27 protein-coding genes, 2 tRNA genes and 1 pseudogene are annotated in these 22,672 nt (G+C 65.8%); 11 read left to right on the top strand and 19 right to left on the bottom strand.

What is annotated here, in order from left to right; translation table 11 throughout:
- Positions 1–16: 16 nt before the first annotated feature.
- The gene (locus DIE23_RS02860; protein ID WP_124610705.1) at positions 17–1,303 is read left to right on the top strand and encodes an MFS transporter; all 1,287 of its coding nucleotides are present in this window, start codon (positions 17–19) and stop codon (positions 1,301–1,303) included.
- A gap of 86 nt (positions 1,304–1,389) precedes the next feature.
- On the opposite strand, the gene DIE23_RS02855 is transcribed toward DIE23_RS02860, so the two are convergent.
- Together DIE23_RS02855 and DIE23_RS02850 are read right to left on the bottom strand one after the other, a co-directional pair.
- Positions 1,390–2,442, bottom strand: a complete 1,053-nt coding sequence (locus DIE23_RS02855) for an NADP(H)-dependent aldo-keto reductase (RefSeq protein WP_124610704.1) — start codon at positions 2,440–2,442, stop codon at positions 1,390–1,392.
- Positions 2,443–2,641: 199 nt separating this feature from the next.
- Entirely contained in the window at positions 2,642–3,079 is a 438-nt protein-coding gene (locus DIE23_RS02850) for a PaaI family thioesterase (protein ID WP_124604768.1), read from the bottom strand.
- A gap of 169 nt (positions 3,080–3,248) precedes the next feature.
- Here DIE23_RS02850 and DIE23_RS02845 point away from each other — a divergent pair, with 169 nt between their 5' ends.
- On the top strand, positions 3,249–3,731 hold the full coding sequence (locus tag DIE23_RS02845; RefSeq protein WP_124610703.1) for a helix-turn-helix domain-containing protein: 483 nt from the start codon (positions 3,249–3,251) through the stop codon (positions 3,729–3,731).
- Positions 3,732–4,144: 413 nt separating this feature from the next.
- Positions 4,145–4,768 (top strand): phospholipase D family protein, encoded by a 624-nt coding sequence (locus DIE23_RS02840; RefSeq protein ID WP_409364218.1) that lies wholly within the window; start codon positions 4,145–4,147, stop codon positions 4,766–4,768.
- 178 nt (positions 4,769–4,946) lie between these two features.
- Here the strand turns inward: DIE23_RS02840 and DIE23_RS02835 are convergent, their stop codons facing one another.
- Entirely contained in the window at positions 4,947–5,165 is a 219-nt protein-coding gene (locus DIE23_RS02835) for a hypothetical protein (RefSeq protein WP_124610701.1), read from the bottom strand.
- A gap of 301 nt (positions 5,166–5,466) precedes the next feature.
- On the opposite strand from DIE23_RS02835, the gene DIE23_RS02830 reads away from it, so the two are divergent.
- Positions 5,467–6,438, top strand: a complete 972-nt coding sequence (locus DIE23_RS02830) for a diguanylate cyclase (protein WP_124610700.1) — start codon at positions 5,467–5,469, stop codon at positions 6,436–6,438.
- A 60-nt stretch (positions 6,439–6,498) separates the two neighbouring features.
- Here DIE23_RS02830 and DIE23_RS02825 read toward each other — a convergent pair whose 3' ends face one another.
- From DIE23_RS02825 to DIE23_RS02810, 3 genes are all read right to left on the bottom strand, one after another.
- A complete protein-coding gene (locus DIE23_RS02825; protein ID WP_124610699.1) occupies positions 6,499–6,972 on the bottom strand; it encodes a VOC family protein in 474 nt (157 codons plus the stop codon).
- Positions 6,973–7,137: 165 nt separating this feature from the next.
- Positions 7,138–7,677 carry an aspartyl-tRNA synthetase gene (locus DIE23_RS02820; protein ID WP_124610698.1) on the bottom strand — a complete coding sequence of 180 codons (540 nt, stop codon included), beginning with the start codon at positions 7,675–7,677 and terminating at the stop codon, positions 7,138–7,140.
- Positions 7,678–7,998: 321 nt separating this feature from the next.
- Positions 7,999–8,307: a phosphatidylserine/phosphatidylglycerophosphate/cardiolipin synthase gene (locus tag DIE23_RS02810; protein ID WP_124610696.1), complete on the bottom strand. Its 309-nt coding sequence runs from the start codon at positions 8,305–8,307 to the stop codon at positions 7,999–8,001.
- A 204-nt stretch (positions 8,308–8,511) separates the two neighbouring features.
- Between DIE23_RS02810 and DIE23_RS02805 the strand changes: the two genes are divergently transcribed.
- On the top strand, positions 8,512–9,255 hold the full coding sequence (locus tag DIE23_RS02805) for a DUF695 domain-containing protein (RefSeq protein WP_124610695.1): 744 nt from the start codon (positions 8,512–8,514) through the stop codon (positions 9,253–9,255).
- A gap of 830 nt (positions 9,256–10,085) precedes the next feature.
- On the opposite strand, the gene DIE23_RS02800 is transcribed toward DIE23_RS02805, so the two are convergent.
- Complete coding sequence (locus DIE23_RS02800) at positions 10,086–10,499, bottom strand: hypothetical protein (protein WP_124610694.1); 414 nt, start codon at positions 10,497–10,499, stop codon at positions 10,086–10,088.
- 317 nt (positions 10,500–10,816) lie between these two features.
- On the opposite strand from DIE23_RS02800, the gene DIE23_RS02795 reads away from it, so the two are divergent.
- Positions 10,817–11,281 carry a plasmid fertility inhibition factor family protein gene (locus tag DIE23_RS02795; RefSeq protein WP_124610693.1) on the top strand — a complete coding sequence of 155 codons (465 nt, stop codon included), beginning with the start codon at positions 10,817–10,819 and terminating at the stop codon, positions 11,279–11,281.
- A 79-nt stretch (positions 11,282–11,360) separates the two neighbouring features.
- Here the strand turns inward: DIE23_RS02795 and DIE23_RS40675 are convergent.
- The 9 genes and pseudogenes from DIE23_RS40675 to ssuD form a co-directional block, all read right to left on the bottom strand.
- A pseudogene (locus DIE23_RS40675) lies at positions 11,361–11,480 on the bottom strand (GNAT family N-acetyltransferase); the annotation flags it as partial.
- A 422-nt stretch (positions 11,481–11,902) separates the two neighbouring features.
- Positions 11,903–11,978: transfer RNA gene (locus DIE23_RS02785), tRNA-His, on the bottom strand.
- A gap of 59 nt (positions 11,979–12,037) precedes the next feature.
- The gene (gene dusA / locus DIE23_RS02780; protein ID WP_260435942.1) at positions 12,038–13,024 is read right to left on the bottom strand and encodes a tRNA dihydrouridine(20/20a) synthase DusA; all 987 of its coding nucleotides are present in this window, start codon (positions 13,022–13,024) and stop codon (positions 12,038–12,040) included.
- A gap of 126 nt (positions 13,025–13,150) precedes the next feature.
- A complete protein-coding gene (locus DIE23_RS02775) occupies positions 13,151–13,405 on the bottom strand; it encodes a hypothetical protein (protein WP_124610691.1) in 255 nt (84 codons plus the stop codon).
- 55 nt (positions 13,406–13,460) lie between these two features.
- On the bottom strand, positions 13,461–13,658 hold the full coding sequence (locus DIE23_RS02770) for a hypothetical protein (protein WP_124610690.1): 198 nt from the start codon (positions 13,656–13,658) through the stop codon (positions 13,461–13,463).
- Between the two features lie 139 nt (positions 13,659–13,797).
- Positions 13,798–14,013 carry a molybdopterin-binding protein gene (locus DIE23_RS02765; protein WP_006400187.1) on the bottom strand — a complete coding sequence of 72 codons (216 nt, stop codon included), beginning with the start codon at positions 14,011–14,013 and terminating at the stop codon, positions 13,798–13,800.
- 57 nt (positions 14,014–14,070) lie between these two features.
- The gene (locus DIE23_RS02760; RefSeq protein ID WP_124610689.1) at positions 14,071–15,030 is read right to left on the bottom strand and encodes an ATP-binding cassette domain-containing protein; all 960 of its coding nucleotides are present in this window, start codon (positions 15,028–15,030) and stop codon (positions 14,071–14,073) included.
- Positions 15,027–15,839: an aliphatic sulfonate ABC transporter permease SsuC gene (ssuC, locus tag DIE23_RS02755; protein ID WP_124610688.1), complete on the bottom strand. Its 813-nt coding sequence runs from the start codon at positions 15,837–15,839 to the stop codon at positions 15,027–15,029. Before ssuC ends, DIE23_RS02760 begins: the two co-directional genes overlap by 4 nt.
- Positions 15,840–15,855: 16 nt before the next feature.
- On the bottom strand, positions 15,856–17,013 hold the full coding sequence (gene ssuD, locus DIE23_RS02750; RefSeq protein ID WP_124610687.1) for an FMNH2-dependent alkanesulfonate monooxygenase: 1,158 nt from the start codon (positions 17,011–17,013) through the stop codon (positions 15,856–15,858).
- 341 nt (positions 17,014–17,354) lie between these two features.
- Between ssuD and DIE23_RS02745 the strand changes: the two genes are divergently transcribed.
- Entirely contained in the window at positions 17,355–17,783 is a 429-nt protein-coding gene (locus DIE23_RS02745) for a hypothetical protein (RefSeq protein ID WP_124610686.1), read from the top strand.
- Positions 17,784–17,903: 120 nt separating this feature from the next.
- Here DIE23_RS02745 and DIE23_RS02740 read toward each other — a convergent pair whose 3' ends face one another.
- Genes DIE23_RS02740 through DIE23_RS02730 form a run of 3 tightly spaced genes read right to left on the bottom strand, consistent with a single transcriptional unit; the run spans position 17,904 to position 19,923 of the window.
- Complete coding sequence (locus DIE23_RS02740; protein ID WP_124610685.1) at positions 17,904–19,052, bottom strand: enoyl-CoA hydratase/isomerase family protein; 1,149 nt, start codon at positions 19,050–19,052, stop codon at positions 17,904–17,906.
- A 31-nt stretch (positions 19,053–19,083) separates the two neighbouring features.
- Entirely contained in the window at positions 19,084–19,422 is a 339-nt protein-coding gene (locus tag DIE23_RS02735; protein WP_124610684.1) for a multidrug efflux SMR transporter, read from the bottom strand.
- Between the two features lie 3 nt (positions 19,423–19,425).
- Entirely contained in the window at positions 19,426–19,923 is a 498-nt protein-coding gene (locus tag DIE23_RS02730) for a heme-degrading domain-containing protein (protein WP_124610683.1), read from the bottom strand.
- Between the two features lie 215 nt (positions 19,924–20,138).
- On the opposite strand from DIE23_RS02730, the gene DIE23_RS02725 reads away from it, so the two are divergent.
- The 4 genes from DIE23_RS02725 (at position 20,139) to DIE23_RS02710 (ending at position 22,573) form a co-directional block, all read left to right on the top strand.
- Positions 20,139–20,215: transfer RNA gene (locus DIE23_RS02725), tRNA-Met, on the top strand.
- A 172-nt stretch (positions 20,216–20,387) separates the two neighbouring features.
- On the top strand, positions 20,388–20,933 hold the full coding sequence (locus tag DIE23_RS02720) for an NUDIX hydrolase (RefSeq protein WP_124610682.1): 546 nt from the start codon (positions 20,388–20,390) through the stop codon (positions 20,931–20,933).
- An 11-nt stretch (positions 20,934–20,944) separates the two neighbouring features.
- The gene (aat, locus tag DIE23_RS02715; RefSeq protein ID WP_124610681.1) at positions 20,945–21,709 is read left to right on the top strand and encodes a leucyl/phenylalanyl-tRNA--protein transferase; all 765 of its coding nucleotides are present in this window, start codon (positions 20,945–20,947) and stop codon (positions 21,707–21,709) included.
- Between the two features lie 33 nt (positions 21,710–21,742).
- Entirely contained in the window at positions 21,743–22,573 is an 831-nt protein-coding gene (locus DIE23_RS02710) for an arginyltransferase (RefSeq protein ID WP_124610680.1), read from the top strand.
- The last annotated feature ends 99 nt before the right edge of the window (positions 22,574–22,672 follow it).

The raw sequence follows: 22,672 nt of genomic DNA, 5'->3' as shown, positions 1-22,672 counted from the left end.
GGGACCTGCTCACACGATGAATACGACCACCCTGACCTCGCAGGACGCCGCGCGACCCAGCGCCGCGAAGATCCGGCGCATCATCTTCGCCGCGTCGATCGGCAATGCGCTCGAATGGTTCGACCTGATCGTCTACGGCTTTTTCGCGGTGACGATCGCCAAGCTGTTCTTCCCCACGACCAGCGAGGCGACGTCGCTGCTGCTCACGCTCGGCACGTTCGGGCTGTCCTATCTGATCCGGCCGATCGGCGGCTTCGTGCTCGGCGCCTACGCCGACCGCGCGGGGCGCAAGGCGTCGCTGCTGCTGTCGATCGGGATGATGATGGTCGGCACGCTGCTGATCGCGCTGATGCCGACCTATGCGTCGATCGGCATCCTCGCGCCGCTCGGGATCATGCTGTCGCGGCTCATGCAGGGCTTTTCCGCCGGCGGCGAATTCGCGAGCTCGACCGCATTCCTCGTCGAACACGCGCCGCAGCGGCGCGGCTTCATGTCGAGCTGGCAGTTCGCGAGCCAGGGGCTCGCGACGCTACTCGCCTCGGGCTTCGGCGCGCTGCTGACGTCGACGCTGAGCACCGCGCAACTCGAAAGCTGGGGCTGGCGCGTGCCGTTCCTGTTCGGCCTCGCGATCGGCCCGGTCGGGCTCTACATCCGGCGCTACGTCGACGAGGGGATCGAGTTCAAGACGCAGGCGCGCTCCGAAGCGCCCGTGCGCGAGCTGTTCGCGGACCAGAAGATGCGCGTGCTGCTGTCGATCGGCGTGCTCGTGATCTCGACCGCGATCAACTACATGGTGCTGTACATGCCGACGTATGCGATCAAGCAGCTCGGGCTGCCGGCATCGACGGGCTTCGCGGCGACGCTCGCGACCGGCTTCGTGCTGACGCTCGTCACGCCGCTCGTGGGCCATCTGTCCGATCGCACCGGACGGATTCGCGTGATGGCGGCGGCCGCCGTGCTGATGCTCGCCACCGTCTGGCCGACGTTCGCATGGCTCACGCATCACGCGTCGTTCGCGACGATGCTCGCCGCGCTGGTCTGGATCGGGCTGCTGAAAGCGACGTACTGCGGCGCGCTGCCGGCGCTGATGGCCGAGCTGTTTCCGTCGCAGACCCGCGCGACTGGTCTCGCCGTCAGCTACAACACCGGTGTCACGCTGTTCGGCGGCTTCGCGCCGTTCGTGATCACCTGGCTGATCAGCGCGACGGGCAACCGGCTGTCGCCGGCGCTGTACCTGATGGGTTGCGCGGTGTTGAGTCTCATCGCACTGTTGGTCGCGCGCACGCGGCTCGGGATGCGCTGACCGCGCTCATGCAGGAAACGACGGCGCGACCATGCGCGCCGGACGCGGCCCGTCGCGGCACCCATGCCGCGCGGGCCGCTCGCCGTTTACGGCGCGGGGTTCGGCTGCCGTTCGTGCAGCGCGTCGATCTCGGCGAGGATCTCGCCGGACAGCTTCACGTCGATGCTGCCGATGTTCTCCTTCAGTTGCGCGAGCGACGTCGCGCCGACCAGGTTGCTGCGCACGAACGGCCGGCTGTTGACGAACGCCAGCGCGAACTGCGCGGGCGACAGCCCGTGGCGCTTCGCGAGCGCGACGTAGCGCGACGTCGCTTCAACGGCCTGCGGCTTGCTGTAACGCTGGAAGCGCTCGAACAGCGTGATGCGCGCGCCAGCCGGACGCGCGCCGTTCTCGTACTTGCCCGACAGCCAGCCGAACGCGAGCGGCGAATAGGCGAGCAGGCCCACGCCGTCGCGATGCGTGAATTCGGACAGGCCGTTCTCGAACGTGCGGTTCAGCAGGCTGTACGGATTCTGGATGCTCGCGATGCGCGGCAGCCCGAGCTTCTCGGCCGCGCGCAGGAACTGCGCGACGCCCCACGGCGTTTCGTTCGACACGCCGATCGCGCGGACCTTGCCGGCCTTCACGAATTCCGCGAGCACGCCCAGCGTTTCCTCGATCGGCACCGTATACGCATCGTCGACCCACGGATACACGGGGCGGCCGAACGTCGTCGTGCTGCGATCGGGCCAGTGCAGCTGGTACAGGTCGACATAATCGGTCTGCAGGCGCTTGAGGCTGCCGTCGAGCGCCTCGGTCAGGTTCTTGCGATCGAACTGGTTGCCTTCGCCGCGAATATGGCGCGGATTGTGCGGCTGCCGTGCCGGTCCGGCGATCTTCGTCGCGAGCACGATCCGGTCGCGCTGCGCACGATGCTGCGCGAGCCAGGTACCGATGTACTGCTCCGTGCGGCCCTGGGTATCGGGCTTCGGCGGCACCGGGTACATCTCCGCAGCGTCGATCAGCGTGACGCCCTGCCCGAGCGCGTAATCGATCTGCTCGTGGGCGTCGCGCTCCGAATTCTGCTCGCCCCACGTCATCGTGCCGAGACCGATCAGGCTGACCTCGATGCCCGAGTCGCCGAGTGTGCGGTATTCCATGCTGTTCCTGTGGCGTCAGTGGAAAGCAGAAACGCTATCACATTCAAGCGAACGCCTCAGATGGCCTATGCGTGCGCTTACAGGCGGCCTTCAATGTGCGCGGCACTCGCTCGTGCAGGTACGCCGGCTCCGCGTGCGAGTGTGCGTCGTTCGGGCCACGGTGGATGGCCGAGCCGACGTGATGACGCCACGCCCTCCGTCATTGCGGCCGCTGAATGAAGCAGGTCGCCGATGCGTGCGCGACGATCTTGTCGTCCGGCGTCTTCAGCGTGCCTTCGGCGACGCCGAGCGAACGCGACAGGTGAATCACGCGCCCTTCCGCGATCAGGTCGACGTCTCGCGGCACGGGACGCAGCATCTTCACGTGCAGGTCGACCGTGCCGTAGCCGACGCCCGCATCGAGCATCGAGTGCACCGCGCAGCCCGTGACCGAGTCGAGCACCGTCGCGGCGAACCCGCCGTGCACGCCGCCGAGCGGATTCAGGTGCCGGCCGTCCGCACGCGCCGAAAACTTCACATAGCCGAGCTCAACGCCCAGCGGACGCATCGGAATCGTTTCGGAAATCGACGCGAGCGGCGCGTCGCCGGCCGCCGCGGCACGCAGCAGATCGAGACCGGACAGGGAAAGCGGATTCATCAGGTTGTCTCCGGGTTGAAGGTGCGTCGCCGCGCTAGTAAGTTCTAAATTGGAACTAATTATTGACAACCGCGCCGGGCTTGTCAACGCAGCCGACGCCCGCTGCAACCGAAGGTAAGTTCTATAATCGAACCCGCTTCTCCGCTGAACTGTCGCACGAGACTCGATCATGAAATGGGATGACATCGGTACGCTGAACTGTTCGGTCGCGCGCACGCTCGCCGTGCTCGGCGATCGCTGGACCATGCTGATCCTGCGCAACGCCTTTCTCGGCTGCCGCCGCTTCGATGCATTCCAGACGCAACTGGGCCTCACGCGCCACGTGCTGGCCGAGCGGCTCGCGCGCCTCGTCGACGAAGGCGTGCTGGTCAAGCGCGCGTATCAGGAACGCCCGCCGCGCTTCGAGTACCGGTTGACGAAAAAAGGCCTCGACCTCTACCCGGCCCTGCTCGCGCTGATGACCTGGGGCGACCGCTGGAAGGATGACGGCCAGGGACCGCCGGTGCAATTGCGTCATCGCACCTGTGGTCAGCTGATGCAGGCGGTCGCGGTGTGCTCGGCGTGCGGCGAGCCGCTCGACGCGCACGACGTGCAGCCGGAACCCGGGCCCGGATGGGTCGCCCGCGAGGCGGCCGGACCGCTCGATGCCTGACGCGTCACGCAAAGCGCCTGTTGCGCGCGCGTGGCGGCGCGGCGCGGCTATCATGCGTGCGTGTGTTGCATGCGTTTCCGCCTGCCCAGCCGCATTCATTCGTGTGGCCGCGCCCTGTCTGCCGTTCCAATCTCATCGAGCGCACGGCGCATTGAACCTGCACCGGCACGTATGCGCATTCCGTCACGCGGGGACCTTGCCGTACCGTCTGCGCACGCACGTGCCGATCATCGACTTCCGTCACCCTGCACGACCACCGAGCCGATGCAGGTATCGCACGGCATGATGAACCGCACAGCATCGACCGCTACGGGCTGCCGCATCATGCCTTCCATTCGCATCCGGGCGTGACCGCGCCGCCGTGTCTGCGTTACACTCACGGCCCGCTGTCTCAAAATCATTCGCTGTCCAAGATGTTGTCGCGCAAACGCCTCGCCACCGCCTGCCTCGCCGCTTCCCTGCTCGCCACACCCTTCGCCGCCTTCGGCAAGACGCACAACGAATCGCTGCTGCAGCAGGCGATCGACTTCATTGCGCAACTGCTGCCGACCCCGACCCATGAAGCGCCCGCCACGCAGGTCGTCGAATCGGCGTTCTCGCCCGATGGCGGTGCCGAGGCGCTCGTGCTGAAGGCGATCGGCGCCGCGCGCACCTCGATTCGCGTGGCCGCCTACTCGTTCACGTCGCCGCCCGTCACGCGCGCGCTGCTCGCCGCGAAGCGGCGCGGAGTGAATGTCGCGGTCGTGGTGGACGACAAGGGCAATCGCGCGAAGAGCAGCAAGCAGGCGCTGAACCTGCTCGTCAACGCGGGCATTCCGACGCGCACGATCGACGCCTATGCGATCCACCACGACAAGTACCTCGTGATCGATGCCGAGCATGTCGAGACCGGCTCGTTCAATTACAGTGCTTCGGCGGCCAGCCGCAACTCCGAAAACGTCGTCGTGGTCTGGAACAATGCGCAACTCGCGTCGCGCTACCTTGCGCATTGGCAAAGCCGCTTCGACCAGGGCACCCCGTACCGCTCGTCGTACTGACGCTTCGTCCGCACGCGATCGCAAGCGCCGTTCGCATGCGGCGCCGCCGACACGCGTCGTTGCATGCATTCGCGCCGTGATGTCGTCAATGATCGGCGCACATGACGTGCCGATCAACCTGGCCGAATGGCCTGCACACCGGGCGTGACGGCGCCGCGATCGGTGGCATCAGTCGAAATCAGTGGATCTCGGGCGATCGCTCCGTGATCTGCGTGGTCGCGACACACCGGCTCGCATGCGCACGCGCATCGCTTGCCGAAGGCTTCGGTCGATCGCGCGTACCGTCAGGCAGCGCGCCGAGTACGCAGTCCGCACTGACGGTCAGCGTGTTCTGAACCATCGGATAGAGCAGATACAGCGCCAACGCGAGATACCCCGCGTACAGAATTCGAACCATGGTGCGATAGATGAACGATTGATCTCGCCCTGTTTACGGCATCGCGTCGAACAGCTTGAGGCACCGGACATCAAATTGCATGTGCGGCAGCAACGCACGACACGTGAAGCGTTCGCATCGTATCGACATGGCAAGCCCGCACGATCCATCGTGGCAGCGCAATGGAGAATGCGCGATACTGTTCGACGTACGCTCGTCTAGCGCAGCAGCCTCGACAGGAGCGTGCCGTCCGGCTTGCACAAGCGCCGCGCAACAACCGATCGATGACCGGCTCCACAGCCGGGACCAGAGACAAAGACCCATGCAGATTGCTTCCAAACCGGTCGACGAGGCGGCCCGGCTCGAGACGCTTCATTCACTGTCGATCCTCGACACCCCGCCGGAAGAACGGTTTGACCGTCTCACGCGCCTCGCGCGCCGGCTGTTCGACGTCCCGATCGCACTCGTCAGCCTCGTCGACGAGAATCGCCAGTGGTTCAAGAGCCATCCGGGTCTCGACGCCACGCAGACTTCGCGCGACGTATCGTTCTGCGCGCATGCGCTGCTCGCGAACGATACGATGGTGATCCAGGACGCGCGCAACGACGATCGCTTCCACGACAATCCGCTCGTCACCGGCCAGCCCGGCATCCGCTTCTACGCGGGCCGGCCGCTCGCCGCGCCGAACGGCGCACCCGTCGGCACCCTGTGCCTGATCGACACGCGGCCGCGCGAACTCTCCGCCGACGAACTCGCGCTGCTCGGCGATCTCGCGCACATGACCGAACGCGAAATCGCGGCGCTGCATCTCGCAACAACCGACGAGCTGACCCAACTGACGAACCGGCGCGGCTTCGAGATTCTCGCGCGCCACGTGCTGAGCCTGTGCGAGCGCATGGGCCGGCACGCGGTACTGCTGTTTTTCGACCTGAACGGCTTCAAGGCGATCAACGACCGCTTCGGCCACGCCGAAGGCGACCGCGCGCTCAAGGCTTTCGCGGACACGCTGACCGGCGCGCTACGCGACAGCGACGTGATCGCCCGACTCGGCGGCGACGAATTCGTCGTGCTGCTGAGCGCTACCGACGCGGCCGACGTCGGCGAGCCGATCGAGCGCGTCACGCTGGCGCTCGATCGGCGTAACGCGGCCGACGCACGCGGCTATGCGATCCGGTTCAGTGTCGGCCACGTCGCATACGATCCCGCGCGACATCGCGCGGTGGCCGACCTGCTTGAATCGGCTGATCGGCGCATGTACGAGGACAAGCGGCGCGGCAAGGCCGCCGGCGCCTGAGCGCGGACGAACCGCGCGCCGATACGTGCAGCCGCGTTCAGTCCGATGCGCTCGGCTTGGTCAGCCTCCGCACGGCGGCGCGCTCGCCATCGCTTCCGCGATCTGATCGGGCGTCAGATCGCACTGGTGGGTCGCGATCGACCAGCGATGGCCGAACGGATCCTCCACCTGTCCATAGCGATCGCCCCAGAACATGTCGGCGGCCGGCATCGTGACCGTCGCGCCGGCCGCGACGGCCTGCGCGATCGCCGCATCGGTGTCCTGCACGAACAGGTGCAGGCAGACCGGCGTGCCTTTCAGCGTCTTCGGCCCGAGTGCGCCGTGTTCCGGCATTTCATCCACGAGCATCAGCGTCGAATCGCCGATTGCGAGGCACGCGTGCGCAAGCCGGCCGTCCGGGGCCGGCAGGCGGAACCGTTCGGTTGCGTTGAACGCACGCTTGTAGAAGTCGATGGCTGCGGCTGCGCCGGCGCAGATCAGATGCGGCGTCAGCGTGCGCATCCCTTCCGGGATCGGATTGACGGACGTTGCCATGGGTGTCGCTCCTTCAGTCGGTTGTCGTGTCGGAAATCGGGACGGACGCACGATGCGCACGCCTCCGATGCTACGACGGACGGGCTCGACGGAAATCGACACGCGTGGCGACATTTTTTGTGTTCGTTCGCGACAGGCCGGCCAGGTCGCGCGCGGCATGCCGAATCAATCCGTTCGGCCGACGGGATCGTCCGCCATGCCGAACTGCCGGCGGCACGTTTCGAGCAACACGGCCACCGCGTCGAGCGGCAGGCCGGCGAACCGGTTGATCGGCAGCATCACGCCGCCGGGCACCTTGGTGCGCGGCGAGTGCGCCGAGAACTGGTAGCCGATGTCACGGTTGCCCGCGACGCTGACGATCCCGAACTCGGTCACGTCGCGCCATGGCGTGACCGGCTTTTCGCGCACGGAACCGATCAGCCGGAAGCCGGTTTCGTCGATATGCAGCGCCATCTCGCGACGCGACACGAAGAAGAAGCCGCCGCTGATGAGCGCGAGCAACGCGGCCAGTGCCGCCACCGGCCAGAGCGTCCGGTCGGCCGCGTACCCGAACGCGACCAACCCGGCCAGCACCGCGCAGACGATCGCCTTGCGCCTGAAACTGCTGCTGTCGACCGACAGTACCACCGGCAACGCGCCGGTCAACGTTCCCGCAACCGGATCGACATGCCAGACGGAATCGTTCGTTTCGCTTGTTTCGTTCATCGCGTCGGCTACCCCCGTCGATTGCACACCCTGACCGCGCCGTCGGACGTGCACTGATCGACCGCCCGGTGGCGCTGCCCGGCGAGGTGCGACGCGAGGCCGATCCCATGAATCGGCGCCGCCGGCGACGATGCCGGAACCGCAGCCGATGCCGTCTCGGGCGACGGCCGCACGGACGGCTGCGCGGTTTCGGCCTGACAGGCCGCGAGCATCAGACAGAGCGCAGCCGCCCACGGGGCGATGGTGCATCCGGGCATGGATGCGTACGCGACAGCATGATTCGTTCGTGATCGGCTCGCGGGAACACGCGCCGGTCGCGGCTCAGATCTGCGGAAGGTCACGCAGTGTACGCGCCTCGCTCGTCGCATCGATGTCCAGTTCGATTCCTTCCGACGCGTCGCGATACAGCACGCGCTTCAGCCTCGGCCCCACCGCCGTCCCATCCACTTCGTCGAAGACGGCGCGAACGTCGTTGCCGGCCGCAAGCGCGCGTGCCACTTCCGCCACCGACGCCTCGCTCGGCGTCGCCGCCCAAGACCGGTCCGTCGGATTGACGGCTGCCCAGCGAACGTGCGTCACACGCGCACTGAGCACATCGATTCGGACACCATTCACCGCGAACATCGACATCGGAATCTCCTTCGAAACGGTTGCGGCCGGACGAGCGCCCGACGATGGAAGCCGGCGATGGCGCGACAGCACGCGAATGCTAACCGCCACCGGGCCAGCCGGACGCGCGATCACCCAGGCACGCGGCTTCGGCCAACGCGATTTTCGATGATACATTGGGACGCTTTGCAACCGTCAACAGACAATCGTGCACGGGAGAAACACATGACCGACGCCTGGGGAACCTTCCCTGCCAGAATGGGCGACCATCAGGCCTTCATCAGCTTCAATCACGGCTTTGCGGAAATCGCCGAAAACGACCCGCGCACTTCGCTGCTCAACGTGCGTGTCACGCTTGCACATCCGACGCCCGACGGCCTGCCGAGCGGTGACGAGTTCGCCGATCTCACGAAGATCGAGGATCTGCTGGACGCCGCAGTGACCGCGAAGAACGGCGTGCAGGTCGGCCGCATCACGGTCGACGGCAACCAGGACTTCCTGTTCTACGTGCCGTTCGACGAAGCAGCCGCCGCCGAGATCGTCGACTCGCTGGCCGAACAGACGACCTACGCACTTCAGTACGCCTATCAGGACGATCCGGACAAGGAAACGTACTGGCGCACGCTCTACCCGACCGACGACGACTGGCGACTGATGCGCGACATGCGCGTGCTCGAGGCGCTGCGGCAGAAAGGCGACGTGAGCGACGTGAGCCGGCGCGTGATGCACTGGGCCTACTTCCCGGAACCGAGCGACGCGCACCAGTTCGCCGACTGGGCCGAGTCGAAAGGCTATCTGGTCGAATCGGTCGCGCCGACCGAGGACGGCAAATCGGCCGTGCGGTTCGCGCACGAAGGAACGACGGCGCTGGCCGACATCACGAACCATACACTCGAGATCAATCGCGAGGTGCGCTCGCTCGGCGGCGAATACGACGGTTGGGAAACCAGCGTCGAGCAGGCAGGCTGATCCCGCTGACACGCGCGTTACGCGCGGTCGGACCTCGACGGGTTCGGGGCAAAAGCATCCCGGCGGCGCGACCGCGTACCGCCGGGACCAAGGCCGCCAGCCGCAACCGGCGAGGGGCCCAGGCAATCGCCCAGCTACGAGGAAAGCGATTCATGTGGATCAGGCGAACGGATGCCGGGGCGCCCGTGAAACGCCCCCTGCCGAACGCCTGTCCGGTTCCGCCGACGCGGCTTGCATGCGCCGTGCGTGCAAAAAGCCCCCGCTCCTGCGCGAGCGAGCGGGGAAATGGTTGACCGGGCCGGGGTAGAACGGTCAACCGGCCAGATTGTGATCGTGGCCCATGCAACCGTCTGTGCGGCAACTCACCCTTTCAACCGCAAAGCCCGCGTACCTGGCGCCGCGTGCATCACGTCACGGTGAGCGCGCGACACCGGCGAGTGGCGCGGCAACCACGACGATCACCGGGAACCAGAACGACGGCCCCGATCATCATCACGCCATCGGACTCTTGGCATCCTGGTCGACGAGGAATCGATCGACCGTCTCTCCGAATCGGCCATCTTCGAACAGCATCGCGGTACAGCCTGTCACGCTGACCGCAGCAACGATCGCGCCGGCAGTCAGAGCGTTCTTCCGTTCATGTTTCGAATCCGGATTTTTTGATTTATATCGATGATTTTTAATCGCGCGTCAGTCACCGGTATCTCGCTTGCACTGTCAAAGCGGCGTGATTCCATTTTTTCGTTGAATCAGCGCCTTTCTTTCCGGATTTTCGTGAAACGACGATTCACGATCGAAATTGCGCGCTTCGGAACGGTGCGAACCCGACGCTATGCCGGGCCGTCCGTCAACCATCCGGCAATCATATCGATCCAGTCGAGATCGCTGGCGATTTCAACGACGACCTCACTGACGATTTCCGCGGCGGAAGCATCGCTGGCGATCGCACTGGAGGCACCGACAGCGCCGGCCGCAGCCGCCTTCGCCGCCGTGATTTCGACGAGCGGCGCGCCCTGCGGGCTGACCAACTGCTCCAGCCAGTCGACGATATTGGCGCGCGCGTCATCCTCGTCGGCGAAGTCATTACGCTTCAGAAAACGGTCGAACACGGCCCACGCGAACGTCTTGCTTCGCGAAACGGAATCCAGTTGCCAGTCGGCCGCGGCGACCCGCCCCGTTTCCCGGGTTTCGAGTGTCGCGGTGAAGCGGTAATCGAGATATTCGATCTCAAGTTCCGGCGACATGATTTTCTCCGGCCAATCAGCCCTCTCGGTTCTTATGATGCAACTTGCCGGTCCGGCGTCACGCGCTGCGTGAATCTTGTATGAATTCCGGACCGCGTGTCATTCCGATTCGCAGTATCGCGATATTCTCGCAAGCTGTCGATCTCGATTGAAAATGCATGGCCAGTGCCCGTCCAGTACCCGCTCCGAAACCGATTCGCGCCGCGTTCTTTCGCGGACGATTCCGCGCCGTCGATTCCGGGTATCTGCCGGCTCCGTAGCCGCGGCCGCGCTGCTACACTCCGGCCACAAAAATCGCTTGCCCACCCAAGGAAACAATGACACTCGCTCGGGCACAACATGACGGCGTCGAAGTGTGGATCATCCAGCTTCCGGGACATGCCGCCTATGCCTATACGCATCTCAAGCGGGTATTCGCATCCGACGACTCGCGGCATCGCGTCGTGACGGTCGACCTGACGAAACTGCTCGCGTGCGCCGATCGCGACACGACCGACTATGTGCTGCCGCCGGTTCAGTACTGGGCGCCCGGCAAGGCCGCCGGCATCCGCGATTTCCTCGACCCGGCCGCAGCCCGGATTCCCGACATGCCCTTCATCACGTTTCGCGAGACGAGAACGCGGACGCTGCTCGGCATTCCAGGCCTGTCGAAAGTCGGCATCGCGTCGTTCCGGAACGGTCAGCATCGCGCGCGCTATCTGGCGTATGCAGGGGCGACGAGCCTGCCTGTCGAGGTGCATGAAACGGAGGCGGATTTGCTCGTGCGGTATTGCGGCGAGTGACGGACGCGCCGCTTCATCTTCTCCGGAACGGGTCGTGCAGCGTATGGCCTTTGGATTCGGTGCCGACGAGTTGCTGGACCTCGATCACGTAGATCCGGTCGGTGACCTCCGTGCGACCGATGAAGCGGCTTTCGACGGCCGCCAGTCGCCAGCCGTTGTGCTCGTAGAAACCGATCGCGCGGACGTCGCCGTCGAGCATCAGCGCCGCCGGCAAAAAAATGTCCCGACGCCTTCCGGCTCATCGGGACCGAACGGCCCTGCAAAGCTGAGGGCACGAGGAAGTCATTACATTACACGAATGAAAGCATGTTAAGCATTGGCGGTTCACGCCAAGTCGCTGGCTTATTCCGCCAATTTGCAAATCGGCGGACGTGACAAGGCCGTCGCTTTGCTGTGCAGGCTCGCAAGCAGATGCAACGTTGATTGCTTGGCGTTGCGCGAATGGCGTGACTAGTCGCTCGATCGCAGTATCGAGACTACGCCGATCGACCTGGACGAAATGGATGGATTGATTGCGAGCAGAATGCTCTGGAAATGACGCGGCCCGAATTAACGCTATTGCTTCAAGTTTTCCGCGCAAAACAAAACAGGCGCCGAAGCGCCTGTTTTGTTTGAGAATTTTGGGGTGGCTGATGGGACTCGAACCCACGACGACAGGAATCACAATCCTGGACTCTACCAACTGAGCTACAGCCACCACTGATACTGCTTTGTTTCTTCGCTGTTTCGTTTCGTGTTCAGCAGCGAAGAACAAGATTATACGAAGACTTTTCCGTCTTGCAAAGCATTTTTTTCAAAATTTTCGAGAGCGTCGTTCAGATGCGTACGCGCCTCGTCGAACACGGCCAGATCGCCACGCGCGAGCTTCTTGTTGTCCGACAGCACGCGACGCCAGCCGCGCGCACCCGCGACACCGCGATACAGCCCGAGGGCGTGCCGGACGATAGCGCCGAGATACGTGCCGCGCTTCAGTTCCGCCGCGCAGTATTCAATCAGTTTCGCCTCGGCCTCTTCGCGCGTCGATACCGCGGCGGTCGACCCATAGAAGCGCGCATCGACGCCCGCGAGCACATACGGGTTGTGATAAGCCTCGCGACCGAGCATCACGCCGTCCACATGCTCGAGATGCTGCGCGACTTCGTCGAGCGTCTTGATCCCGCCGTTGATCACGATCTCCAGCGACGGGAAATCGCGCTTCAGCTGATACGCATAGTCATACTTGAGCGGCGGTATCTCGCGGTTCTCCTTCGGCGACAACCCCTTCAGGATTGCATTGCGCGCGTGCACCACGAATGTCTCGCAGCCCGCCTCCGCCACCTTGCCGACGAAGTCCCGCACGAACGCATAGTCCTCGACCGCGTCGACCCCGATCCGGTGCTTGACCGTGACCGGCACCGAGACCGCATCGCGCATCGCCTTCACGCAGTCGGCGACGAGCTGCGGCTCGTTCATCAGGCACGCGCCGAACGCACCGCGCTGCACGCGCTCGGACGGACAGCCGCAATTCAGGTTGATCTCGTCATAGCCCCATTGCTCGCCGAGTTTCGCGGCGCGCGCGAGATCGTCCCGTTCGCTGCCGCCCAGTTGCAACGCGACCGGCGATTCGTTCGGCGTGAACGCGAGATGCCGCTGGGCGTCGCCGAACAGCAACGCGCCCGTCGTGATCATTTCCGTATAAAGCCACGTGTCGCGCGTCAGCGTGCGATGGAACGACCGGCAATGACGGTCAGTCCAGTCGAGCATGGGCGCCACGGAAACGCGGCGGGGAGGAAGCGAGGACGGTGCGGACATGGAATTCGGGGCAGCAAGCGGAGCGGGAAACAACCGAACATTTTACCGCAACGCGACCAGGCCGGCCCGGCAGCCTGACTAGACCGGCCCACCCTCACCCAGTTCGGCGTCGACGGCCCGCCGCGCCTCGTCGAGTACGCGCTCGATCACGCGCCGTTCGGTCAGCAGAATCCCGTCGACTTTCACGAGCCGCCAATCGATCCGCACGGCCGCGCCCTGCAGCACGCGGTAGTGCGCATGCTCGCCGTCCCACACCTGCTCGGTCTTCACCTCGATCTCGTAGCCGCGGTACGGCTCGCTGAAATCGCCGAGATCGCTGCCTCTCGGTTCCATCGCTCGCTCCGTGGCGACGCAGCGCCCGGCCGCCTCGGCGGCCGGTGCCGTGCGCTCAATCGCATTCGTTAGACAAGATGGATTTGCCGTCGGCGGTCAGGTCGACACGGTCGGCTGCCGCCTGGTAGATCAACCCTTCGTTCAGCAACGCATAGACGACATCGTCGAACGCGGCGGGGACCGGCCGGCTGTCGCCGAACTGGTCGATCCACTTCAGCGCCTCGATGGCTTCGGGAGAAAGGATGGGGGTCATGCGTTGGCCTCCGGCGTCGGTGTCGCTCCATCCTAGCACTTCGTCCGGACGCCGAATACGGAGGCAAACGCTCGACAATAAAGCCGGGCGCCACGGACGACCAGGCGGCCCGTCCGCGGCGCCGGCACCGAAAACACGTTCAGAGGCGCGCGATCGACACTTCGGTGGATTTCACGAGCGCGACGACTTCCGCGCCGACCTTCAGCTCGAGTTCGTCGACCGAGCGAGTCGTGATCACCGACGTGACGATGCCGAACGGCGTCTCGACGTCGACCTCGGACACCACGGGCCCGCGAATGATCTCCTTCACCTTGCCTTTGAACTGGTTGCGTACGTTGATTGCAGTGATGCTCATCGGGTTGATCGCTCCGAAGAAAAAAGTCTGAGAACGGGCGGCCGGCGCCGCCCGGATTTAAACGGCCCAGCGAATCTGCCCGACCGGTCGTACATCATCGACTTCAGGCGCCGCGCCCTGATCGCCCCCGCTCGGGCGGCCGGCGAGCACGCGTTTCAGCACGCGATCTTCCAGCGCCGCGAACGCGGCCGACGCGCGCGCACGCGGCCGGTCGAGCGGCACGGACTGATCGAGGGCGACGCGCCCTTGCTCGATCAGCAGGATCCGGTCGCCGAGCGCGACGGCCTCCTGCACGTCGTGTGTGACGAGCAGCGCGGTGAACCGATGCTCGCGCCACAACCGCTCGATCAGCGCATGCATCTCGATGCGGGTCAGCGCGTCGAGCGCGCCGAGCGGCTCGTCGAGCAGCAGCAGTTGCGGCCGGTGCACGAGCGCACGGGCGAGCGCGACGCGCTGCCGCTGGCCGCCCGACAGCTGCGCGGGCCAGTCGTTCGCGCGCTCGAGCAGCCCGACTTCATCGAGGACCGCACGCGCCTGATCGCGTGCCCCGCGACCCAGGCCCAGCATCACGTTCTGCAGCACGGTCTTCCACGGCAGCAATCGCGCATCCTGATACATGATCCGCGTGTCGAGCGTGCCGCCCCCCTCGCCGCGCGTCACGAGCGCCCCGTTGCTTGGCGCTTCGAGTCCGGCGACCAGACGCAGCAGCGTGGATTTCCCGCAGCCGCTGCGGCCGACGATCGCGACGAAGCTGCCGCGCGCGATGCCGAGTTCGACGTTGTCGAGCACGGTGCGCGTGCCGTAGCGCTTGCCGACACCCGACAGCGTCACCGCGTCGTCCTGTGCCGGGCTGCCCGTGCGCCGCCGTGCAAGCGGAACGACGGACGCACCGCCGTCCCGATCGACGATCGCCGCATCCCGTGCGTCGTCGTCCGTCACGCGCGCCTGCGCAAGTTCGGCCTCGAGGTCTGCGCCGGCGAGCGGGCCGTAGGCGGCCGCCGAAGTCGTCGCATTCATGCGTTTGCTCCCGATTGATAAGCGGGATGCCAACGCAGCGTCACGCGCTCGATCCATTTCGCCAGCACGTCGGCCAGCTTGCCGAGCACCGCATACAGCAGGATGCCGACCACCACCACATCGGTTTGCAGGAATTCGCGCGCGTTCATCGTCATGTAGCCGATACCCGACTGCGCGGAAATCGTTTCCGCGACGATCAGCATCACCCACATCAGCCCGAGCGCGAAGCGCACGCCGACGAGAATCGACGGCAATGCGCCGGGCAGGATCACGTCGCGATACAGCGCGAAGCCGCGCACGCCGTAGCTCTTCGCCATCTCGATCAGGTTCGCGTCGACCGAGCGGATCCCGTGATACGTGTTGATGTAGACCGGAAAGAACACGCCGAGCGCGACGAGGAACAGCTTCGCCTTCTCGTCGATGCCGAACCACAGGATCACGAGCGGAATCATCGCGAGCGCGGGAATGTTGCGGATCATCTGGATCGTCGAATCGAGCGCGACCTCCGCCGCTTTCGACAGACCGGTCGCGAGCCCGAGCGCCAGGCCGACGCCGCCACCAATCGCGAAACCGAACAGCGCGCGCCAAGTGCTGACCTTCACGTTCGCCCACATCTCGCCCGACGTCACGAGCGACCACGCGGCACGCACGACCGCCACCGGCTCGGGCAGCACGCGGGTCGACAGCCAGCCGACGCGCGCGCCGACCTCCCATGCGGCCAGCAGCGCGAGCGGCACGAGCCACGGCGCGATGCCGCGCCAGGCGCGGGCGGCCACGGCGGCGCCCGTCGTCGACGTTTTCGTTGTCATCGCAGGCCTCCTTCGTTCAGCTCTGGCTCGCCTTCGGCAGGTAGTTGTTGCCGACGATCTCGCCGAACGGCCCCGACAGCGGGCCGGACGGCCGCGCCGCACCGCTGCCCTTGATCAGCGGGAACACGAGCTCGGCGAAACGGTACGACTCCTCGAGGTGCGGATAGCCGGACAGGATGAACGTCTCGATGCCGAGATCCGCGTATTCGCGCATGCGTTCCGCGATCTGCTCGGGGTTGCCGACGAGCGCGGTACCCGCGCCGCCGCGCACGAGACCGACACCGGCCCACAGGTTCGGATACACCTCGAGGGCCTCGCGGCCACCGCGCTTGCCGCCGTGCAGCGCGGCCATCCGGCGCTGGCCTTCCGAATCCATGTTCGCGAATGCCTTCTGCGCGCGGGCGATCGTCTCGTCGTCGAGACGGCTGATCAGGCGCTCGGCATCGCGCCACGCTTCGTCCTCGGTCTCGCGCACGATCACGTGCAGGCGGATGCCGAACTTGATCTTGCGGCCGCGCGCCTCGGCGCGGGCACGGATGTCGGCGATCTTCTTCGCGACGGCCTCGGGCGGCTCGCCCCAGGTCAGATAGGTGTCGATGTGATCCGCGGCGATCGCGTGCGCGGCCGGCGACGATCCGCCGAACCACAACGGCGGATGCGGGTGCTGCACGGGTGGATACAGCGCCTTGCCGCCCTTCGACTGAAGATGCTTGCCGATGTAGTCGAACCCGCCGTTGTCGTGCGATGCGGACAGCAGCCCGCGCCAGATGTTCAGGAAGTCGTCGGTGATTTCGTAGCGCGTATCGTGATCGGCGAACAGTCCGTCGCCTTCGAGCTCGGCGGCATCGCCGCCCGTCACGACGTTGATCAGCAGGCGGCCACCCGACAGACGATCGAACGTCGCGGCCATCCGCGCCGCAAGGCCGGGCGATGCGATGCCGGGACGCACGGCGACCAGGAATTTCAGACGCTGCGTCGCCGGAATCAGGCTCGACGCGACGACCCACGCATCCTCGCAGGAACGGCCGGTCGGCAGCAGCACGCCTTCATAGCCGAGCGTGTCGGCCGCGACGGCGATCTGCTTGAAGTAATCGTAATCCGCGGCGCGCGCGCCTTCGGCGGTGCCGAGGTAACGGCTGTCGCCGTGCGTGGGAATAAACCAGAAAACATTCATCTGCTGCTCCTGCTTGACTGTCCTTGCCGGAATTTGGATAAAACGAGGCCCTGCTCGCGTCGCGAATGAGCGACGCATGCATGGTGTGCGTTCGAATCGGGATGGCTCGCCGGTCAGGCCGTGCCGCGGGCGAGTACGCGATTGCACGGCTGTTTCTGGGAAATCAGTCTATGGATCGGTGCAGGGCTTTGGAACGATTTTTTTGAGCTTAGGTTTTCCGCTTTCGTGATTAGCACGACGCTCCAGCGAATATCGCGTCGGCCGGGCCCTATAATGACGCACCTATCCGAACAACTTCGCGCGGACAGCCCCGGCCGGCCGCGCCTGCAATGCACTCATCGATGCAGAAAGTCATCCTGCCGTTCCTGTCCGGCTTCCTGGCCGCCCTCTTCTTTCGCGAAGCGACACTCGCGCTCCTGCACACGGCCGACCTGATCGCCGCCGCCGGGTTCTCCACGCAACCGTTCGCGCCGCTCGGCATTCCTGAATTTGTCGCGAACGCGCTGATCAGTGCGTGCTGTGCGATCCCGATGGCGTGGCTGCTGCGCGTGTCGCCTGACCGCGAAGCGCCGTGGATCGGCGCGCTGGTGTTCGGCGGCATCGTGCTAACGGCCGCCCGCGTGTTCGCGATCGATCCGCTGCGCGGGATCTGGCCGTCGGGCAACATGATGCCAGTGCTCGCGGCCGGTTTCGCGGCGAACGCTGTGTGGGGCTTCGGCGCGCTCGTGTTCATGCGCGCGTTCATGTCGGACGACGCCGGCGACGAATGATGCACGTCTTGCGGCGAGGCCCCGGCCCGCCGCCGCCGAGCCGGATCGGCATCCGCAAATGAAATGGCCGCCTGCACATGCAGGCGGCCATTTTGCTTTTCGCTTCGATACCGCGGCGCGTCAGTCCTTCAGGTCGCGCAGCGGATGCGTGTCGGGCGTCCACGGGCTGTCGAACATCGCGAGCACGTCGGCCCGGTCGATATCGGCAGTCGACCTGAAACGCCAGACCGGCTGGTTGTCCTTGTCGACGATCAGCGCGCGCACGCCTTCGATCACGTCGCCGCGCGCGAACGTCGAACGCGTGAGGTCGAGATCGCGCCGCAGGCAATCGGCCATCGTCGCACCGCGCGCCCGTTCGACGACTTCGAGCGACACGGCCATCGACAGCGGCGACAGCTGGCTGCGCATCGCGTGCGTCGCCTTCTCGACCCATCCGTCGACTTCGGCGCAATCCTGCTCGGCGTCGAGCGACGCAAGAATCGCACCGATATCGGCTTGCGCGAAATACCGGTCGATCCCGGCACGCGCGTCGGCCAGCGCCGACGTGTCGGGCGTCGGCACGACCTTGTGCGAGGCAGCCGCGTTGGCCACGCACGCGACGGCCTGCGCGCCGTTGTCGATGTGCGCGCCGCGCAGCGTATCGAGCAGCGCCGGCAGCGCGGCATCGGGCAGGTAGACGTCGGCGAGCCGCGCATACAGTGCGCCGGCCGCGTCCAGCGTCGCGCCGGTCACCGCGAGATAGCGGCCGATCGCGCCCGGCGTGCGCGCGAGGAACCAGCTCATCCCGACGTCCGGGAACAGGCCGATGCGCGTTTCGGGCATGGCCATCTTCGTCGAATCGGTAACGACACGCAGGCCGCCCGTATGCCGCGCCGCCTGCGAAATGCCCATGCCGCCCCCCATCACGACGCCGTGCATCAACGCGATGTACGGTTTCGGATAGGTGAAGATCGTATGGTTGAGCGTGTATTCCTCGATGAAGAACGTGTCGACCGCATCGCGGTCGCCGCGCTGCCACGCTTCGTGGAAGAAGCGCACGTCACCGCCCGCGCAGAACGCGCGTGGATGCGGGCTGTACACGACGACGGCGACCACCTCCGTGTCGTCGCGCCACGCATCGAGCGCCTGCTGCATTAGGCGGATCATCCCGACCGACAGCGCGTTCAGCGCCTTCGACCGGTTCAGTTCGAGATAGCCGATGCGGTTCGCGACATACGCGCGCACGTCGGGCTGGGCGGCTTCGGCGGAAGCAGCGGTGGAATCGGTCATGAGAGCCATCCGGCGTATCGCGGGCGCACGCTCAGTGCGCCTGCATCTTCGAGAACAGGTTCAGCACCACGACGCCCGAGATGATCAGCCCGAGGCCGATCACGGCCGGCAGGTCCGGCACCTGGCGATAGAGCAGCATCGCGACGAGCGTGATCAGCACGATGCCGGCACCCGACCACACCGCATAGATGATGCCGACGGGCATCGTGCGCAGCGTGAGCGACAGACAGTAGAACGCGATGCCGTAACCGGCCACCACGAGCACCGACGGCCAGAAGCGCGTGAAACCGTCCGCCGCGCGCAGCGCGGACGTACCGACCACTTCCGCGACGATCGCGATCGCGAGCCATGCGTAACCCGGAAGCTGCATCGCTCAGCTCCTTGCAAGTGCCAGCACGGCATAGTCCTGCCCGAGCTCGGCACACAGGGTTTCGACGACGAACTCGTGATCCGCGCGCTGCGGCAGCCCCGATGCGGTGATCGAGCCGATCACACCGGCCCCCGCGACGGTCAGCGGAAACGAGCCGCCATGCGGCGAATATTCGGAGATCGGCAGCCCGTGCTTGTCGGCGAGCGTGGCGCCGGCCTGCTGCATGCGCAGGCCGATCGCATACGAGCTGCGTCGAAAATGCGCGACGACGTTGCGCTTGCGGCGCACCCAGTCGGCATTGTCGGGCGTCGCGCCGGCGAGCGCCGCGTAGAACAGCGGCTGACCGAACGTGACGATGTCGATCGCGATCGCATGGCCGCGCGACGTCGCGAGCGCGTGCATCCGGTTGCCGAGCGCCCAGGCACGAGCCGGGTCGAAATGGGGAAACACGAGCGCCTGTTCCTGCGCGCCGATCGATTGCAGATCGTGAGCGATGTCCATGAATCCGTCGATGCAGGAGTGAGTATTGCAACGGCACCGACGCGCTTCGCGCACGACTCCGCTGCAGGAATGAACGACACAAGCAAACCGCTCGATTCTAGCGCACGCGCCTGCGGTACCGGCCCTGCAAGCGTCCCGCCGGCGATTGCAGCGCGATTGTCAGAAAGTGCTTGCAAGCATTCGGGTTAGTCCATATAATTCAATTCTTCGACGGACGCGGGGTGGAGCAGTCTGGCAGCTCGTCGGGCTCATAACCCGAAGGTCGTAGGTTCAAATCCTACCCCCGCAACCAACGTCCCGATTCATGCAAAAAGCCCGGCTCAACGCCGGGCTTTTTGTTTTTCCGCGCCCGATTCCGCACATCGCACGTTGCGCTTCGAGCCGCATGCCGCGCACATGCGCTCGCGTTCGAGAATGCCCCGCCCGGGTGATACACTCGCATCACCTCGTCCCTTCCACTCGTCATGAAATTCTGCTCCGTCTGCGGTCACGAAGTCATCGCGCGCATTCCTCCGGGCGACAACCGCGAGCGCTTCATCTGCGATCACTGCGGCACGATCCATTACCAGAATCCGCGCAACGTGGTGGGCACGGTGCCGGTCTGGGGCGATCAGGTCCTGCTGTGCCGTCGCGCGATCGAACCGCGCTACGGTTTCTGGACGCTGCCGGCAGGCTTCATGGAAATGGGTGAGACGACGGCCGAGGCCGCCGCGCGCGAGACGCTCGAGGAAGCCGGCGCACGCGTCGAGGTGCAGAACCTGTTCACGTTGCTCAACGTGCCGCACGTGCATCAGGTCCACCTGTTCTATCTGGCGCGGCTCACCGATCCGGCTTACGAGGCCGGCGAGGAAAGCCTCGAAGTCAAGCTGTTCGACGAAGCCGACATTCCGTGGGACGAAATTGCGTTCCCGACCGTCAGCCAGACGCTGCGCTTCTTCTTCGCCGATCGCGCCGCCGGCGGCTACGGCGTCCACACCGGCGATATCTTCCGCTCGCTGCGCAACGGCTGAGCCCGCGACCCATGGTCCCCTGGCTCGGCCCGGACGATCCGTTTCCGCCTGTCGAACGCGCGCTCGGCCCGGCGACCGGCGCACCGGGGCTGCTCGCCGCGAGCGCCGACCTGCTGCCGTCCCGCCTGATCGAGGCCTACCTGCGCGGCATCTTCCCATGGTATTCGGACGGCCAGCCCGTGCTGTGGTGGAGCCCCGACCCCCGGATGATCCTCGCGCCGGCCGAATTCAAGGTGTCCCCGTCGCTGCGCAAGACGCTCAAGCGCGTGCTGCGCGACCCCGCGTGGGAAGTGCGTGTCGACCATGACTTTCCGGGCGTGATGCGCGCGTGCGCGCAGGCGCCGCGCCGCGGGCAGCGCGGCACCTGGATCACGGCCGAGATCATCGACGCGTATACGTCGCTCTACCGTTCCGGCAATGCGCACAGCATCGAGACGTGGCACGACGGGCGCCGCGTGGGCGGACTCTACGGCGTCGCGTTCGGGCGGATGTTTTTCGGCGAGTCGATGTACGCCGATGCCACCGATGCGTCGAAGATTGCGCTGGCGACGCTCGTCGCCCACCTTCGCGAGCAGGGGCTGGAGATGATAGACTGCCAGCAGAATACGTCGCATCTAGCGTCGCTCGGCGGCCGCGAGATCGCACGCAAGGCCTTTGTCGCTCACGTGCGCCGCGCGGTAGCCGAACCGCCGATTCCGTGGCAGTTCGACAAGCGCGTGCTCGCCGCACTGACGGGCCCTGCCGAACCGGCGGCCCCCTCCGGGATCGAGCGCTAGCGCGGCACTCCCTCCCTGCATCGAGAGCTGCCCATGACTCACCCGACTGAGCTGCCGCTTTCACCGCTTTCGGCGCTGCAATTCTATGCAACGGCGCCCTATCCGTGCAGCTATCTGGACGGCCGCGTCGCGCGCTCGCAAGTCGCGACGCCGAGCCACCTGATCAACTCCGACATCTATACCGAGCTCGTGAAGGCCGGCTTCCGGCGCTCGGGCGTGTTCACCTATCGCCCGTACTGCGACGGCTGCCGTGCCTGCGTGCCGGTGCGCGTGCCGGTCGGCGCGTTCACGCCGTCGCGCACGCAACGCCGGATGTGGAAGCGGCACCGCGCGCTCGTCGCGACGGTCTCGCCGCTGCACTACGACGAGGAACACTACGCGCTCTACATGCGCTACCAGTCGGCGCGCCACGCAGGCGGCGGCATGGATCGCGACAGCCGCGACCAGTACGAGCAGTTCCTTCTGCAGAGCCGGATCAATTCGCGCCTCGTCGAATTCCGCGACCTCGACGCACCGGGCGGCGAGCCCGGCAAGCTGCGCATGGTCAGCATGATCGACATCCTCGGCGACGGACTGTCGTCGGTCTATACGTTCTTCGAACCCGACGACCAGCACACGAGCTACGGCACCTACAACATCCTGTGGCAGATCGAGCAGGCGAAGAGCCTCGGCCTGCCGTACGTGTATCTCGGCTACTGGATTCGCGAGAGCCCGAAGATGGCCTACAAGGCGAACTTCCATCCGCTCGAAGGACTGCTCGACGGCCGCTGGAAAGTACTCGATCCCGATCGGGTCGACCTGCCGCCGGTCGATGCGGCACTGGCCCGCGCGCCGCTGCCGGGCGGACATTCCGGGTCGGGTTGACAGGCCGCCCCGCGGCGCGGCTTCGCGGTTGCAACGGGCACCGTTTCTACCCGTGCGCGGGCCACCGCACCACACGAGAAGCGCCAAGGCCGGCGCGCG

The sequence above is a fragment of the Burkholderia sp. Bp9143 genome, from assembly GCF_003853645.1.
Lineage (GTDB): Bacteria > Pseudomonadota > Gammaproteobacteria > Burkholderiales > Burkholderiaceae > Burkholderia.
Note: the sequence above shows the minus strand (reverse complement) of the source record. Positions and strands in the feature narration are given on the sequence as shown.

Bases quoted from the DNA above. Each gene is read 5' to 3' on its own strand.
- DIE23_RS02800 (WP_124610694.1), bottom strand. From the start codon at position 10,499: ATGTCGCCGGAACTTGAGATCGAATATCTCGATTACCGCTTCACCGCG.
- DIE23_RS02795 (WP_124610693.1), top strand. From the start codon at position 10,817: ATGACACTCGCTCGGGCACAACATGACGGCGTCGAAGTGTGGATCATC.
- DIE23_RS02860 (WP_124610705.1), top strand. From the start codon at position 17: ATGAATACGACCACCCTGACCTCGCAGGACGCCGCGCGACCCAGCGCC.
- ssuC (WP_124610688.1), bottom strand. From the start codon at position 15,839: ATGACAACGAAAACGTCGACGACGGGCGCCGCCGTGGCCGCCCGCGCC.
- DIE23_RS02730 (WP_124610683.1), bottom strand. From the start codon at position 19,923: ATGGACATCGCTCACGATCTGCAATCGATCGGCGCGCAGGAACAGGCG.
- DIE23_RS02745 (WP_124610686.1), top strand. From the start codon at position 17,355: ATGCAGAAAGTCATCCTGCCGTTCCTGTCCGGCTTCCTGGCCGCCCTC.
- DIE23_RS02850 (WP_124604768.1), bottom strand. From the start codon at position 3,079: ATGAATCCGCTTTCCCTGTCCGGTCTCGATCTGCTGCGTGCCGCGGCG.
- DIE23_RS02710 (WP_124610680.1), top strand. From the start codon at position 21,743: ATGACTCACCCGACTGAGCTGCCGCTTTCACCGCTTTCGGCGCTGCAA.
- DIE23_RS02845 (WP_124610703.1), top strand. From the start codon at position 3,249: ATGAAATGGGATGACATCGGTACGCTGAACTGTTCGGTCGCGCGCACG.
- ssuD (WP_124610687.1), bottom strand. From the start codon at position 17,013: ATGAATGTTTTCTGGTTTATTCCCACGCACGGCGACAGCCGTTACCTC.
- DIE23_RS02775 (WP_124610691.1), bottom strand. From the start codon at position 13,405: ATGGAACCGAGAGGCAGCGATCTCGGCGATTTCAGCGAGCCGTACCGC.
- aat (WP_124610681.1), top strand. From the start codon at position 20,945: ATGGTCCCCTGGCTCGGCCCGGACGATCCGTTTCCGCCTGTCGAACGC.
- DIE23_RS02735 (WP_124610684.1), bottom strand. From the start codon at position 19,422: ATGCAGCTTCCGGGTTACGCATGGCTCGCGATCGCGATCGTCGCGGAA.
- DIE23_RS02770 (WP_124610690.1), bottom strand. From the start codon at position 13,658: ATGACCCCCATCCTTTCTCCCGAAGCCATCGAGGCGCTGAAGTGGATC.
- DIE23_RS02825 (WP_124610699.1), bottom strand. From the start codon at position 6,972: ATGGCAACGTCCGTCAATCCGATCCCGGAAGGGATGCGCACGCTGACG.
- DIE23_RS02740 (WP_124610685.1), bottom strand. From the start codon at position 19,052: ATGACCGATTCCACCGCTGCTTCCGCCGAAGCCGCCCAGCCCGACGTG.
- DIE23_RS02765 (WP_006400187.1), bottom strand. From the start codon at position 14,013: ATGAGCATCACTGCAATCAACGTACGCAACCAGTTCAAAGGCAAGGTG.
- DIE23_RS02720 (WP_124610682.1), top strand. From the start codon at position 20,388: ATGAAATTCTGCTCCGTCTGCGGTCACGAAGTCATCGCGCGCATTCCT.
- DIE23_RS02840 (WP_409364218.1), top strand. From the start codon at position 4,145: ATGTTGTCGCGCAAACGCCTCGCCACCGCCTGCCTCGCCGCTTCCCTG.
- DIE23_RS02820 (WP_124610698.1), bottom strand. From the start codon at position 7,677: ATGAACGAAACAAGCGAAACGAACGATTCCGTCTGGCATGTCGATCCG.
- dusA (WP_260435942.1), bottom strand. From the start codon at position 13,024: ATGCTCGACTGGACTGACCGTCATTGCCGGTCGTTCCATCGCACGCTG.
- DIE23_RS02760 (WP_124610689.1), bottom strand. From the start codon at position 15,030: ATGAATGCGACGACTTCGGCGGCCGCCTACGGCCCGCTCGCCGGCGCA.
- DIE23_RS02805 (WP_124610695.1), top strand. From the start codon at position 8,512: ATGACCGACGCCTGGGGAACCTTCCCTGCCAGAATGGGCGACCATCAG.
- DIE23_RS02835 (WP_124610701.1), bottom strand. From the start codon at position 5,165: ATGGTTCGAATTCTGTACGCGGGGTATCTCGCGTTGGCGCTGTATCTG.
- DIE23_RS02855 (WP_124610704.1), bottom strand. From the start codon at position 2,442: ATGGAATACCGCACACTCGGCGACTCGGGCATCGAGGTCAGCCTGATC.
- DIE23_RS02830 (WP_124610700.1), top strand. From the start codon at position 5,467: ATGCAGATTGCTTCCAAACCGGTCGACGAGGCGGCCCGGCTCGAGACG.
- DIE23_RS02810 (WP_124610696.1), bottom strand. From the start codon at position 8,307: ATGTCGATGTTCGCGGTGAATGGTGTCCGAATCGATGTGCTCAGTGCG.